Genomic DNA, 14072 nt, shown 5'->3' with positions numbered 1-14072 from the left:
TACAATTTTAAGTTTGAGTTGATTCGCAGCTTTGTACAATAATTAAAACAAAGAATGCGCATTATTCGCTATGGCATATTAGTAACATAGTGCGATAATTCACCAAACTAGAACACTATGGACAATTACCTAAAGGCAACGGAAATTTTAAATTACAACCACAGTTCTATTCAATTGTTAATCAAAGACGAAGAGTGGCTGAAGTTGGATGTTATTGAAAGAGTTCAATCTATATATAATTTTGTTAGGGATGAAATTAAATTTGGATATAATATATCTGACAGTATATCTGCAACAAAAATCTTAGAAGATGGTTATGGACAATGTAATACAAAAGCCACATTATTAATGGCTCTTTTAAGGGCTGTAGAGATTCCAAACAGAATTCATGGATTTACAATTGATAAGGCATTGCAAAAAGGTGCCATTAGTGGAATTTGGTATACAATTTCTCCTAAAAATATTTTGCATAGTTGGGTAGAAGTATTTGTAAATGATAGTTGGTATTTTCTTGAAGGTGTAATTCTTGACAAGGAATATTTAAAGAAATTACAAGAAAGAAATAAGGATTGTAAAACTACTTTTTGTGGTTATGGAGCGTATACAGATAAGTTTGAAGATCCACCAATCGAATGGAATTTGAATCACACTTTTATACAAGAAAAGGGAATAAATCAAGATTTTGGAATTTTTGAAACACCAGATGATTTTTATGCAAAACATCAACAAAAACTTGGAATTTTGAAAAACTTCGTATATCAAAAAATCGCACGACATAGTATAAATAAGAATGTACAAAGAATAAGAGAGGGTAAATAGTTATATTCTATAGCTAGTTCAAGTATTTTGTCAAAAAGCTCTTCGGTTTTTTATTAAATTAGGCGCTTATTTAAAATTATTCGAAGAAATATTTATGAAAAATTTATTGATTGGTATTGTTTTAATATTCTTGATTTCCTGTAAAAAAGATGAGAAGCAAATTGAAAACGTATCAGAAATATCACCTATTGTAGGCACCTGGAAACTAGTATATGGTGAGACCCGGGAAGAAGATTCTGTAACAGTAAAAGATCTTTCTAATTCTGAATTTATAAAGATTATTAACGAAACGCATTTCGCCTTTGTGAATCAAAGTAAGTTGGATAATGAAAGCTTTTATTCAGGAGCTGGGACTTATACTTTGGATGGTAATAAATACGTAGAACAATTAGATTATATCAAGTTTTCGGATATTCGTGGACATTCTTTTCCGTTTACCGTAGAATTTAGAGGTGATTCTTTAATTCAATTTGGTTTGGAAGAAATTAAAGATGCTAATATTAAAAGACATATTGTTGAGAAATATATTAGAATTGAATAAGGTAAATTATGATATATAGGATTTCAATGGGAGTAAGTAGCGGTAAGCAATTTGTTTTTTTTGAATCTGCTTAACATTCCTGGGCTAACTAGATTATAAGAGTTGATATATTTTACTGAAATTTGGAATAATATTGGTCTTTTTGAGAATAGATAGACCTTTTATTCTACTCCAATTTTCTAACCAATGAAAAGTTCGCTTTTCGATTTTATGCCAAAAAATAGACAACTTAAAAAGATCTAATAATAATCTGAAGAGGGATTTTTTCAATATGTTTTATTGAAAAAATCCCTTCCTGATTATTTATATTTCAATCTTGATAATAGCTTTTATGCATTTGTTTAATCTCCATTAACATTTCGCCTTTTGTAGGTCCTTTTATAATTGCATTTTTCACTATTTCTTCAGCAGGAATAAATTCAATAGGTGCAGAATCTACACCAAATTCATTTAACCATTTACCCAATTGTTTGGCTGAACTCAAATAATAAAGTCCACCTATCTGCGCCCAGGCATGAGCTCCAGCGCACATTGGACAATGCTCGCCAGTTGTGTACATTTTAGTTTGTTGCCGCTCTTCAAGACTTAAATTTTCTATGGCCCATTCGGCGAGTTCAATTTCTGGATGAGCCAATACATTTTTTTCATTGATTCGGTTTCTGGCTTCTGCTATAATATCATTTTCGGCATTAACAAGAATAGAACCAAATGGTTGATCACCAGCTTCCAAAGCTTCTTCTGCCAGATCCAAACTATATTTTAAAAACTTCAAATCGGTTGGTGTAAATATTGTATCTGAATCTGCACTGCTATGGGACATTAAACTTTGGTTTTGCTGATGCTTCGTTGGCTTCTGGTCAACTTCAGATTGGCTAAATACAATACCACTTGTTAATATTAGTCCTAAAGTGAATGAGAATATTTTCATAGATTTTTTATTTAGAATCAAACATCAAGAGTTCATTTTTTTTCCTTGCATCATAAATGCACAAAGGCTTTTGTTTAATTATAAAGATGTTTTACATCTTGGAGCATTTTGTCTAGTTGACTTTTATTATAAACCTTGTTTTTTTTTATTAACTGGTCAATATCTTTTGTGGCTGTAATATCCTTTATAGGATTGCTGTTTAAGATCAATAAATCAGCTATTTTACCTTCGGATACACTACCGTATTTATCTGAAAGCCCAAAATATTTAGGCCCGTTGATAACTGAAGTTTGTAGAGCTTCCAATGGTGTTAGTCCTGCTTCTTGATAAATTTCCAGTTCTTCGTGTAAGGCAAAGCCAGGGTAAATATAAGAGTTTAAAAAACCAGCATCTGTACCTGCGATAATGGGCATACCAGATTTTTTAATTAAGGGAATTAAACTTATAAGTTTTTGGTATTTTTGATGTCTTGCTTCTATAGCTTCTGGTGATGCATTTTTCACCCTGTTTACTCGCCATTGATACGTTTCTATAATTCCCGGGCCAATATATTGTAACTCTTTATCATCACTATGGTTATCCTCATCCCAATATGAGATTATTCTATTACCAATTAAAGTGGGTACGATGGCCGTACCGTTTTGAGCCAGTTCTTTATACCTATTCAAGGCCGTTGTTTCATTAAAACTTTGGGTTATTTGAGTATTTGCAGTGCTATAATCTATCTCACCATTTTTATATTTTTCAATAGCTTCTAATTCTTTTGCTGCACCTGCCTTTAACATATATCCCATATGCTCTATAGTGGTAAGTCCGGCTTTTGATACTTCATTAATTGATAGTGCAAAAGGGATGTGTCCCGATGTTTTATAACCCCTTTCGGTTGCTTTTTCAACACTTTTTAAAAACAGTTCGGGGGACAAGGTATTGTCAGTTATTTTTACAAAATCTACTTGAAGTTTATCTAAGGAATCTAAAGCTTTGCTCAATTCTTCTTCATTTTCGATTTCTAAATCACCTGGCCATATAGAATTTTTTCCTTCAAGTTTTGGTCCCGCAGTAAAGATTGTTGGCCCGGCAAGTTCTCCATTGTCAATTTGTTTTCTCCATTTTAAGACCGATTGACTTAAATCTGCGGCACAATCCCTTATGGTGGTGACACCATTTGCCAAGTAGAGTGGCAACATATTTTTATTTTCACTTACCAGGGTGTCCGCTCCAAAATGGATATGCATATCCCATAAACCGGGAATTACATATTTATCTTTAGCATTAACTATTTGAGTTCCCTTCCAATTTATGGACTGGTCCAGAGCTGCTATTCTTGCAATGGTGTCAGCTATAATACCTATGTTCTGACTTTTTAGAACTTCGCCTGTAGTAGTATTAACGATATTAGCATCTTTGATAAGAATATCAAATGCTCTGGTTTCTTTTTCCTGTTGGCAGGAAGTGATAAGCAAACTACCGATTAGAAATAAATAAATTGTTTTCATAGTTATATTATATTTTTAATTTGGCGCCGGCTTTTTCTAAAATAACCACAATTTCCTTATATCCGTTTTTTTTGGCGTGCTGAAAAGGAGTGATACCATTCTTGTCTGGAATGTTAACATCACACCCAGCATCTACCAATAGTTGAACAATGAAGGTATGTGTTTTGCCACCGTTACCAAGAACAATAGCTTCCATTAAAGCAGTCCAGGTAAGGTTATTTATATGATCTATGGGGTAATCATCTATTTTTAATAATTCCTGCACAACTTCTATATGACCTCTTTCGCATGCAGGGATAAGCGCAGTGCCACCATAGCGATTCAACAGCATATGATCAACTTTACCAGTAGTGAGACAGGCTTTAAGAATTTCGAGGTAACCTTTAGCTCCAGCGTGAAGAAATGGGCTTTCCAAACGATCATCTTGTGCATTTACATCGGCACCAGCATTTATTAGTAGTTTAGATGATTCTATATTGTTTTCATAAGTTGCCACCATTAAGGCTGTTCTTTTATGAGCGTCTCTGGTATTTATATCAATGCCTTTTTTTAAGAAGTTTTGGAGCTTTCCAGTGTCATTAGTTTTAGCGGCTTTAATGAATTCCATTTCCATTTTATTATTGGTATTTATTGGTTTTTGAGCAAATACATTTAAAAGTCCCAATACGATGAAACAGAAAACAACACAAATATTTTTCATACACCACATATAATTTTTTAGTTGTTCAATTTAAGCACAAATATGACATTGCTGAGCTTAAAAAGCATTGATATAGGTCAACGTTTTGGAATTTGAGTTTTCTAAATATAAATTACAATCCTAAATAGGTCTCTATGTGTATTTTATATTCTTCGTATCTCGAGACTTTAAATTTCAAAAAGACAGTATCTAAACAAGATGAACATTGATATACAATACCAATATTTCTTGGTTTATATCTAGTAAGAAAACTAAAATTAGGGGGTGAGGTTAAAATTAAATTTGTTTTGTCCCCACAATGTAGACAATGAGTTCTAAAAGCTTTATCTGCTATTTTTTTAATAGAATTGTGGTTTAAAATCATAATTATAACATTTTTGCCAACGGTTCAACAACAGTTGGTGTCAAGGTTTTGATTTTAGCTACTCAATTACCAATTGCTTGTTAACCGACTTGAACTAAACCTAAAGGTAACTTCAGAAGATCGCTAAATCACTATTCACTACCTTTGAGTATGTCTAATTATAATATTTAAAGTTATGAATAAAAAGTAGTACCCTCATTGACAAAGCTTGTAATTCTTTACCTGAGTTTGATCAGCTGTACCGTAAATTAAAGCGTTCCGTAGAGCTCGCCGGTAAAAGTCAAAGTACCCTTTGTTTTTTACTTTGACAGCTGATAATTATTCACAAGAACGGAAGCGGAAATATGTAAAATCTGTTCTAATTCTCTAATCATATCTACCGTCAATCTTTTCTTTTTATTTAAAATTTCTGAAACTCTGCTTTTTCCTCCAATTACTCCAACTAAATCTTTTTGTTTAAGATTCATCTCTTCCATTCTTATTTTAATTGCTTCTATAGGATCTGGAGTTTCTATTGGATAATGTTGATTTTCGTAATTATCGATTAAGAGTGATAAAATTTCGGCCTCGTCTCCTTTTTTTGAATTTGAGTCAGCATCAAAAATCACTTCTAATCTCTCTAAAGCTTGTTCGTAATCTTTCTCTGTCTTTATAGGCTTTATTTTCATAGTCTTTTGTTTTAAATCGTGTCAGCATTTATTTTATCATATTCGGCGTGAGTTCCCCCTGGAGATAAGAAAGATCATCTATACCACGAACCTTATCGAGAACCTCAATGGAAAAATCAGAAAGTACACTAAAAATAAACTATCTTTCCCTATCGATGAGGCAGTGATGAAATCTGTATATTTAGCTACAAGGGGAAGCCACGAAGAAGTGGTCGATGCCTATTAGGAACTGGGGCATTATCTTAAATCAGTTCCTTACGATCTATGAAAAAAGGGTCAGACTTTAAAAAAGTCCAACCCCTTTTATTTGTATCCACCCCACCAACTGCATCTTGATTAGCTGACTTTCTACCGATAGCTTTGCTCTAAAATAATATTTATTATGAGCAAACAGGAAGAAATGTACACTTTAGTTAATGAATATCGTAATAGCGGCCTTTCGGCAAAAGCTTTCAGTAAAGAAAAGGGGATTAGTCCTTCCACCTTTTGTTACTGGATCCGTAAGAAGAAAGATGAAGATCAGCCCGGGGGATTTGTAGAAGTTACCAAGGGATTAAACTCGTCATCGGGTGAGCTGGAACTTATTTATCCCAACGGGGTCAAACTCCAGATGAATGCTGCGGACCTGGGGCTTATTGCCCGGTTAGTTAAGTTGTATTAATGTTCTCCTTAGGTTCTTCTCATAATTATCACTTTTATCGTAAGCCTTGTGATATGAGAAAATCATTTAATGGCCTGAGCGGATTGGTGAAAAATGAGCTAAACCGAGAGCCTACCAGCGGTGATGTGTTCGTTTTTCTTAACCGGAACCGGACCCATCTCAAGCTGCTCCACTGGGAACGGGGCGGCTTTGTTTTATACTACAAACGCCTGGAGCGCGGAAGCTTCACCCCGCCTGTAATTAAAGAAGATCAGACCAATTTTACCTGGCCGCAATTGGTGCTGATGATAGAGGGTATTACGGTTGAAAAAAGTGTTCAGAAACTGCGCTATTCTCACTAGAAAATAATCGTGTTTTATCAGTAAAAACAGGGGTTCACGGTAGGTTTAATAGGTTAGTTTTTGTATTTTTACCCCATGCAAGAACCCTTAGAAAACCTTACTAAAGATCAGCTTTTGGCCCTGCTGAAGAAGGAGACGAAAAAGAGGGAGAAAGCTGAAAAAAGTGTTTCTAAAAGGGAACAAGAAGTTGAAAAAGCACAGCATAAGATTGCTGACCTGAAATTCCAGGTAGAATATTACAAACGTCTGGCCTTTGGCCAAAAAAGAGAACGCTTCGAAGGGGATAAAAACCAGATGAGCCTTCCCTTTGAGATGGAACCCCAAAAGGCAGCAGCACAAGAATCCGGGTTAAAAGAAAAGCTCAGTGACCAGCGTCGCAAAAAAACTTCCAACCACAAAGGAAGAATGGCCCTTCCGGAGCATCTTGAGGTAAAAGAGATCGAGATCTATCCTAAGGAAGATCTTACCGATATGGTTTGTATCGGCAAAGAAGTGACCGATGAACTGGAATACGAGCCTGCTAAATACTATATCAAACGCTACATCCGCTATAAGTATGCTCCTAAAAGTAAAGAAGGAGTCATCATCGGGGAACTTCCCGAGCGGGTGATTGAAAAAGGAATCCCAGGAGCCGGACTCCTGGCTTCAATTTTAGTCGATAAGTACCAGGATCACCTTCCACTTTACCGGCAGCTCCAACGCTTTAAACGAGCAGAGATCCCTATAGCATCTTCCACCCTGGAAGGCTGGACCAGGCAAAGCCTTAAAATCATCGATATCCTTTATCAGCACCTGCTGGAGGATATTCGCTCCAAAGGTTATCTCCAAAGTGATGAGACACCCATAAAGGTGATGGATCCCGCTAAAAAAGGAAAAACACATCAAGGCTATTATTGGGTACACCATTGTCCCATAGATGGCACCGTACTCTTTGATTATCAGCCCGGGCGTAGCCGTGAGGCTGCCGATCATGTATTGGCCGGGTTTAAAGGCTACCTTCAAAGTGATGGATATGCCGCGTATGATAAAATCGGTAAACGTGAGGGGGTTACCCACCTGAACTGCTGGGCCCACGCCAGAAGAGAATTTGATAAGGCAAAGGATAATGATAGGGAGCGCGCTGAAAAAGCCTTGAGCTTTATCCAGAAACTCTACGCGGTGGAAGCCCAGGCACGAGAGCAAAACTTAAGCCCGGAGCATCGCAAATCCCTGCGCCTGGAAAAAGCATTGCCTGTTATCAATGAATTTGGAAAATGGATGTTCGATCAGATGAAACATCAACTGATCCTTCCCAAGAGTCCTATCGGAAAAGCCTTCAAGTATTCCATGGATCGTTGGGATCAGCTTAGCGCCTATCTTTTTGATGGTATTCTGGAGATCGATAATAATTTAGTGGAAAATGCCATCAGGCCATTGGCCCTGGGTAGAAAGAATTACCTGTTTGCGGGTTCTCATTCAGCAGCAGAAAGAGCCGCAGGAATCTATTCCTTCTTTGCCATCTGCAAAAAGCACGAGGTAAACCCATATGAGTGGCTCAAATATACCCTGGAGAATATCATGGCCATCAACCATAAGGACATCCGGAATCTCTACCCACAGAACTACAAGAAATTACAGCAAATTTAGATCAAGCTTACCAGAAGGTAGCCAGGTAAATAAAATTATACTAAGTTAGAAGATGTGGTTGGTGGGCCGCATACTTTTATTTTAAATTTACACACTTTGCGGGATAGTGTCATTTTTTGTTCGGATTAATAATCTTGGATCAAAACTTCAGTGGGAATATGTAATGTTGTATTCAACTTTCTTACCATTTCTAAAGTCAGTTTTCTTTTCTTGTTTAAAATTTCGCTAACTCTACTTTTAAACCCAAAAACTTCCGCTAAGTCTTTTTGTTTCATTCCCATTTGTTCCATTCTGAATTTAATAGCTTCTATTGGATCTGGCATTCCAATTGGAAAATGTTCATTTTCATAATTGTCAACGAGAATAATTAAAATTTCTAGTTCGTCACCTTCTTCTGTACCTCTTTTTGCATCAAAAATATCGTCAAGTCTTTGAAGAGCATTTTGATAATCTTCTTCGTTTCTAATTGGTTTTATATTCATTTTTTTAAATATTATTAGCGTCTATTTTATCATATTCCGCGTGAGTTCCAATAAATTTTATATAGCAAACTTGATATTCAAAGTTGAATTTTACAATTAATCTATAGTTGTTTCCTTTAATATTGAATACAAATCTATTGTCTTGTAAAATACTTGCGCTGGGATAGGCTTTTTTTAAATCATTTATATTTTCCCATTCTGTTTTTTCTGTTTCTCGATACCAGGCTTTTAATTGTTGTTCACTATCAGCGTGTTTTGTCCAAAAATCACGTAAGGTTCGTTTTGCAATAATTCTCACATTAAATTATTTTAAAACAAAGATAATTAAAATTACCAAATCGGGAACTTTTTTCTTGATAAAATATTGGAGCTAACGGTCTCCGGTTAAGGCAAGTGGCGTGGAGTAGGGACACGTTCTTGTCGGCTTGAACTCTTGTTTCTTGGTTTCTAAAATTACACTTTTTCGGTAAAACCCGCTATTTGCTATAACCGATGTGTGTGCCCAGCATGGGCATCTTTTTTTTACAGAAAGGTAAAAGATTAATCTAAAGGGTGCAAGTCCCTTATGGACAGGGGTGACGCCTTGAACCATTAGTAAGCCGCAAGGTTGCCAACCGTGAGGTTGGGACTGAAGGAAGCGGGACTACAAACCCTGGTACTGACGAACAGGAACCGGATATGAGGCTAGAAGGTTGGATGAGCAAGCACATCATTGTAACGTCCGAAACACTTTTAGTGAATACCGAAGTAGTAGATCCGGCAGGAATCAGGGGAAAGAAGATGTTCTTACCTGGGGAGGTCTCCATAGCCACGGGATGGTTTGGTGGAGAAGTCAGCGTAGGTAAGTGTGTCACGAACAAAGTGTGAAAATACTTTGGTGCTGTTTAAATGATGAGGGTAGGCCCCTCGGAGTCGATGTTCAGGCGTGGGCTTCAAACTGCCTTTATGTTGCTGGACTTAAAAGGTCTGGTGAGAAGCGATAAAGGAAAAGGCATCCATATAGATGTCAAGTATGTAATAGAGAGACGAACGAAAGTAAACTATTGAAGAAGCGTCGAAAGCTGATTAGATGGTGTTGAAACCAAGGTCTTGACCTTACCTTGGGATAAAAATGGAAGGGGAACCTGACTACTGCTTCCGTGGCATCCGGCGTAAAGATAGCGTGAATCTATTATAGGCATTTAAACGGAACGTGAGAACGTGTCGTCTCGATGTTAAGGGAAACCCTCAAGTGGAAGACCCACAAGAGCAAAAGTACCGATGCGAGGCACGCGGGCGGAACATCTCGTAGTAGTGTTGAAACCTCTGTAATGGAGGCGGAGCGAAGGGGGTGTATTATTCAGTTTTATCACAAAGAAAACTATGGTTACACTATAGGAGGTACCGAAATGATTAAAACAAAACCATTTAGTATTTCGAAGTTTGTCGTACAAAAAGCCTATGAGCGAGTAAAACAAAACCGCGGTAGTGCTGGAGTGGACGGCTTGAGCTTGGAAGATTTCGAAGAGGATCGCAGGAATCATCTATACCGATTATGGAATAGGATGAGTTCCGGCAGTTATATGCCTTCCCCAGTATTACAGGTAGAAATACCAAAGAAAGGAGGAGGTGCACGGCCGCTAGGAATACCCACCATAACTGATCGTATCGCTCAAATGGTAGTCACACTGAATCTGGAGCCAAATATTGATCGTACATTTCATAAGGATTCTTATGGATATCGACCCAATAAAAGCGCAATAGAAGCAGTAGGGGTAACCAGGAAAAGATGCTGGAAGTATGATTGGGTCTTGGATCTCGACATCAAGGGGTTCTTCGACAATATTCCTCACAATCTGCTTATGAAAGCAGTGCGGAAACACACCAATTGTAAATGGGTATTGCTTTACATTGAAAGGTGGCTTAAAACACCAGTAAAGAAATCCGATGGAACTCTTGCAGAAAGAACAAAAGGGACGCCTCAGGGGTCTGTAATTAGTCCGCTGCTTGCCAACCTCTTTTTACATTACTGTATGGACGAATGGTTACGGATAAAATATCCGGACTGTCCATTCGAGAGATATGCCGATGATGGGGTGGTACACTGCAAAACAGAAGCACAGGCGCGGGAATTAAAGGAGAAACTGGAAGAGCGATTGAAAGCCTGCGGGCTAGAACTTCATCCGGAGAAAACAAAGATTGTTTACTGCGGAAAGGAAAGTCGAAACAAGTTCTATCCAGTTATTGCATTCGATTTTCTAGGGTATACGTTTAGAAGACGAAAGGCCAAAACAAAGCGAGGGGATTATTTTACCAGCTTTCAACCGGCCATAAGCAATAAGTCCAAAGTGGCGATACGCGATAAAATGCGTTCATGGAGGTTACACAGAAGAGGGGGCAGTGATTTGAAAAGACTAGCTTCTATAATTAATCCCGTCCTTAGTGCTATAACCGATGTTGGGCTGCGTTTTAGTTCTATCTCATCTGATACGGATATCTTTCATAAATTGCATTATCTTCATTTATAGTGTATCCATTTCTACCATTTTTCTCCGCTAATTTATCATAAATTTTTGCTTCTTCTGGCTTTCCTAATTTTCTTAGACAGACTGCTTTATAAACCTGTACATCTGAAAATTGAGGATATAATTCTAAAGCTAAATCGAAAATTTTTATTGCTTCTTCGTACTTTCTTAGTTCATACTTACTTATTCCAAAGTAGAATAGATCTAATGGGTGCAGCCATTCTTTTCCATTCTCTTTTAATTGATATTGATAATCTTCTTGGAATATTTTTTCTGCTTTTTCGAACTCATTTAATTGTAGGTGAGAAAGTCCTATATAGAAATCATATGTATGATCCATTACGTAACCATATCCGAACCTCTTTTTGTAATCTTCAAAATCTTTTATTGCATCTTTATATGTTTTAGCGAAAATACATTTTGTAAAAGCTCTATAATCTTGCCACTTTTTTCGATCATATTTAACTGCATTGTCAATATAATCTATACCAATCTCGTATTTTCCTTGTTTAATTAATGGCATAGCTTTTTGTTGCCATAAATATGCTATAGTAGAATCTTTTTCTAACCCTTTGTCAATTTCATCTTGCCATTCCTGTGAATAAACTTGATATTTCCAAGCACCATTTTTCAGATATTTGTCAATAATTTCTTCTTGTTTTTCATTATCAATTCTTTTAGTAGAAGTTTCTACGGATTTGTCATTTCTATTACAAGAAAATCCTATTATGAGTATTGAAATCAGTGTTATTATCTTCTTTACCATATTTATGTGAATGCTGCCCAACGGTTACGGTTATCGCAAGTTGCGGGAGTAAGGACGCAAACTTGTCGGATTAGTTCTTTTCTTTCCTGGTTTCTAAAATTACACTTTTTCGATTAAACCCGTTATTTGCGATGAACCAATGTTGGCAACTGGAGCGATATTACTGAACTTTGTTTTGAAATCGCATTCAATCTAAACGAAACTTGTTATAAAATTTGTTTTATATACTCCTACTTTTTTAGAGTTCTTTTTTCTATTTTATGTTAACAGAGGAATAATAAGGAGTAAATTTTTGGTTTAATCCAAATTTCCAATTTTTCATAATTTCTTCCATTAATTAAAATTACAATTATCCAATTTTCCTAAACTTAAAAGCACAACCTTCTGGGCAAACTGGCTCTATAGGTTTTAAAATTAAGTGACCGTTTTTATCAAAAGTATATGAATCAGTACTTTGAAAAGATATTTCAGGATTGATGCATGTAATAGTAATTTCTATAATATTTAATTCGGACTCATTTTCAAGTAGATAAATACTTTCAACCACTTCGTTACAATTAGTTGGATTTATTTCAGATTCATAAGTGAAATCTTCGTTAAAAGTAATTTTGTAGCCATTCTCAACCTGCTCCCAAGCATTTGGTGATCCATCAGTATTATTTGCGGTTCTCTCTATTAGTTGCCAAGTCCCATTAATAGAGTTATCAGTTGGATTATCTTGTTCGCTTTTGCTACATGAAGCTAAGGTTATTATAATGCTAAATATTAAACCTATATTTTTCATAATATTTCCATTTTAGATTTGATAAATTTCGAATTTTCTCTATTTATAAATTTAGATTTTTTCCTCTTTTATATAAGATCCATCAAGATTGATTTGGTTGCTTGAGAATTTATTAAAAATTAGGTTTTTATGATTTTCCGCCTAGTCAAAATATTCTTTTAAAATTGAATCATCAATCGTTCTTGTTGCCAACGTCTCGTATAAAAACAGTGCGAGCTGGCCAGCTTGATTGTCCGCAGGACGATCAGGCGCAGCAAGCGAGCACGAACTTTTGAATCGAAACAGGTTTAAGCATTGTTTTTATATATTGTTACCTGCTGGCTTTTTCTAACCCTCAATTTTTCTTTCCTAACCGCAAGGAAGTCCGCTTTTTTGTAAAAGTTCCATTAGATGGTCAGCATTGTATAACCTTCCCAAAGAATGACTGAAATTGTCAGCTTGATTTTCTTTCAAAAAACTGGCTGTAATACCTTCTTCTTTATGAGACTTAAATACGATTATAATATTACCATTATTATTTTTTAAAATTACTTCACATAACCGATCAGCGCCGTGCAGTCTTTTTCCTTTAATCAGTTCTCTGTTACTGAGATTTTTTAAGTAGCTCTCAATCTCCTTAACCTCTGAACTAGCCTCTAAAGCGTTGTTTTCTTTATTCATTTCTACAGTGGAAATTTCCAGTTCTGAAAAAGGGTATTCAATTACCTCCTCTTGTTCTCCAAAATTGCAAGATGTTATGATCAGCATTAAGAGTAATAGATATCGTTTCATTTATTTAGGTTAGGTGTTTTATTTTTTCAGCTTGCAGGTAACGTCTCGTATAAAAACTGTGCGAGCTGGTGAGCTTGATTGTCCGCAGGACACTCAGTTAAGCAAGTGGACACGGACTTTCGATTCAAGACAGGTTTGAGCATTGTTTTTATATATTGTTGTGCAAAGGTTTTTTACTTGGTTTTTATATAATACACTTCTTTTAATTGTCCGTCATAAATTCCCAAATGTCCGCTGTGACCAGATTGATACAGTCCGATAATTTCAATCTCTTTCCCGTTCATATATTCCCAGATGGTATCCAGATCCGATGCGGGTTTAAATGAATCAATCCAAATTTTGTGTGAATCAAAGGAAATCCCTTTGTTCTCCAAGTCAAGGTGTAATTCCCCCACCAGTCTCACAGTATCATTATCAAAATCAGTTGGATTCTCTTTCAACTCGGAAATGGTAATAGGATTATGTTTTTGCAGTAATTCCGAGTTTCCGAACTCAGTCTGGTTCGAACTGCAAGAAACTATAAGCCCAATTAAAAGTAGAAATCTATATTTATACATCTTTTTTTAACTTTTGCACAACGGTCTCGTATATGAAACGTAGCGTGTAAATAGACGCTGACCT

The 14072-nt window shown here is 36.0% G+C and carries 16 protein-coding genes and 1 pseudogene; 7 read left to right on the top strand and 10 right to left on the bottom strand.

The window, feature by feature from the left end:
- Positions 1 to 117 precede the first annotated feature (117 nt).
- Both B5X51_RS02370 and B5X51_RS02365 read left to right on the top strand, forming a co-directional pair.
- Entirely contained in the window at positions 118 to 819 is a 702-nt protein-coding gene (locus B5X51_RS02370; protein WP_079719255.1) for a transglutaminase-like domain-containing protein, read from the top strand.
- A 94-nt stretch (positions 820 to 913) separates the two neighbouring features.
- A complete protein-coding gene (locus B5X51_RS02365) occupies positions 914 to 1360 on the top strand; it encodes a hypothetical protein (RefSeq protein WP_079719254.1) in 447 nt (148 codons plus the stop codon).
- Between the two features lie 310 nt (positions 1361 to 1670).
- On the opposite strand, the gene B5X51_RS02360 is transcribed toward B5X51_RS02365, so the two are convergent.
- The 4 genes from B5X51_RS02360 to B5X51_RS02345 all read right to left on the bottom strand — a co-directional run bounded on the left by B5X51_RS02360 (position 1671) and on the right by B5X51_RS02345 (position 5516).
- Positions 1671 to 2288, bottom strand: a complete 618-nt coding sequence (locus tag B5X51_RS02360) for a nucleoside deaminase (protein WP_079719253.1) — start codon at positions 2286 to 2288, stop codon at positions 1671 to 1673.
- Between the two features lie 74 nt (positions 2289 to 2362).
- Positions 2363 to 3784, bottom strand: coding sequence for an amidohydrolase family protein (locus B5X51_RS02355; protein ID WP_079719252.1), 1422 nt, complete (start codon positions 3782 to 3784; stop codon positions 2363 to 2365).
- Between the two features lie 7 nt (positions 3785 to 3791).
- Positions 3792 to 4484, bottom strand: coding sequence for an ankyrin repeat domain-containing protein (locus B5X51_RS02350; RefSeq protein ID WP_245828689.1), 693 nt, complete (start codon positions 4482 to 4484; stop codon positions 3792 to 3794).
- Positions 4485 to 5147: 663 nt separating this feature from the next.
- Positions 5148 to 5516: a helix-turn-helix domain-containing protein gene (locus B5X51_RS02345; RefSeq protein WP_079719251.1), complete on the bottom strand. Its 369-nt coding sequence runs from the start codon at positions 5514 to 5516 to the stop codon at positions 5148 to 5150.
- Between the two features lie 49 nt (positions 5517 to 5565).
- Here B5X51_RS02345 and B5X51_RS02340 point away from each other — a divergent pair.
- The 4 genes and pseudogenes from B5X51_RS02340 to tnpC all read left to right on the top strand — a co-directional run.
- Positions 5566 to 5803 (top strand): annotated as a pseudogene (locus B5X51_RS02340) (transposase); the annotation flags it as partial.
- 95 nt (positions 5804 to 5898) lie between these two features.
- Positions 5899 to 6177: an IS66 family insertion sequence element accessory protein TnpA gene (tnpA, locus tag B5X51_RS02335; RefSeq protein ID WP_079719250.1), complete on the top strand. Its 279-nt coding sequence runs from the start codon at positions 5899 to 5901 to the stop codon at positions 6175 to 6177.
- The gene (gene tnpB, locus B5X51_RS02330; protein WP_079719249.1) at positions 6177 to 6518 is read left to right on the top strand and encodes an IS66 family insertion sequence element accessory protein TnpB; all 342 of its coding nucleotides are present in this window, start codon (positions 6177 to 6179) and stop codon (positions 6516 to 6518) included. The genes tnpA and tnpB overlap by 1 nt, the downstream gene beginning before the upstream one ends.
- 75 nt (positions 6519 to 6593) lie before the next feature.
- Positions 6594 to 8144, top strand: coding sequence for an IS66 family transposase (gene tnpC / locus B5X51_RS02325; protein ID WP_079719248.1), 1551 nt, complete (start codon positions 6594 to 6596; stop codon positions 8142 to 8144).
- A gap of 125 nt (positions 8145 to 8269) precedes the next feature.
- Here tnpC and B5X51_RS02320 read toward each other — a convergent pair whose 3' ends face one another.
- Together B5X51_RS02320 and B5X51_RS02315 are read right to left on the bottom strand one after the other, a co-directional pair.
- Complete coding sequence (locus B5X51_RS02320) at positions 8270 to 8626, bottom strand: helix-turn-helix domain-containing protein (protein ID WP_079719247.1); 357 nt, start codon at positions 8624 to 8626, stop codon at positions 8270 to 8272.
- A gap of 4 nt (positions 8627 to 8630) precedes the next feature.
- Positions 8631 to 8924, bottom strand: a complete 294-nt coding sequence (locus tag B5X51_RS02315) for a type II toxin-antitoxin system HigB family toxin (RefSeq protein ID WP_079719246.1) — start codon at positions 8922 to 8924, stop codon at positions 8631 to 8633.
- 1012 nt (positions 8925 to 9936) lie between these two features.
- Between B5X51_RS02315 and ltrA the strand changes: the two genes are divergently transcribed.
- On the top strand, positions 9937 to 11133 hold the full coding sequence (gene ltrA, locus B5X51_RS02305) for a group II intron reverse transcriptase/maturase (protein WP_245828688.1): 1197 nt from the start codon (positions 9937 to 9939) through the stop codon (positions 11131 to 11133).
- Here ltrA and B5X51_RS02300 read toward each other — a convergent pair.
- The 4 genes from B5X51_RS02300 to B5X51_RS02285 all read right to left on the bottom strand — a co-directional run bounded on the left by B5X51_RS02300 (position 11081) and on the right by B5X51_RS02285 (position 14008).
- Entirely contained in the window at positions 11081 to 11896 is an 816-nt protein-coding gene (locus B5X51_RS02300; RefSeq protein WP_079719243.1) for a tetratricopeptide repeat protein, read from the bottom strand. The two genes, ltrA and B5X51_RS02300, sit on opposite strands and share 53 nt — an antisense overlap.
- 349 nt (positions 11897 to 12245) lie before the next feature.
- Positions 12246 to 12680 (bottom strand): hypothetical protein, encoded by a 435-nt coding sequence (locus tag B5X51_RS02295; RefSeq protein ID WP_079719242.1) that lies wholly within the window; start codon positions 12678 to 12680, stop codon positions 12246 to 12248.
- A gap of 348 nt (positions 12681 to 13028) precedes the next feature.
- Positions 13029 to 13451, bottom strand: a complete 423-nt coding sequence (locus B5X51_RS02290) for a hypothetical protein (RefSeq protein WP_139374820.1) — start codon at positions 13449 to 13451, stop codon at positions 13029 to 13031.
- Between the two features lie 173 nt (positions 13452 to 13624).
- The gene (locus B5X51_RS02285) at positions 13625 to 14008 is read right to left on the bottom strand and encodes a hypothetical protein (protein ID WP_079719240.1); all 384 of its coding nucleotides are present in this window, start codon (positions 14006 to 14008) and stop codon (positions 13625 to 13627) included.
- Positions 14009 to 14072: the final 64 nt, after the last annotated feature.

The sequence above is a fragment of the Salegentibacter holothuriorum genome (assembly GCF_900168045.1).
Taxonomy (GTDB): domain Bacteria; phylum Bacteroidota; class Bacteroidia; order Flavobacteriales; family Flavobacteriaceae; genus Salegentibacter; species Salegentibacter holothuriorum.
This window is presented reverse-complemented; position numbering and strand designations above follow the sequence as displayed.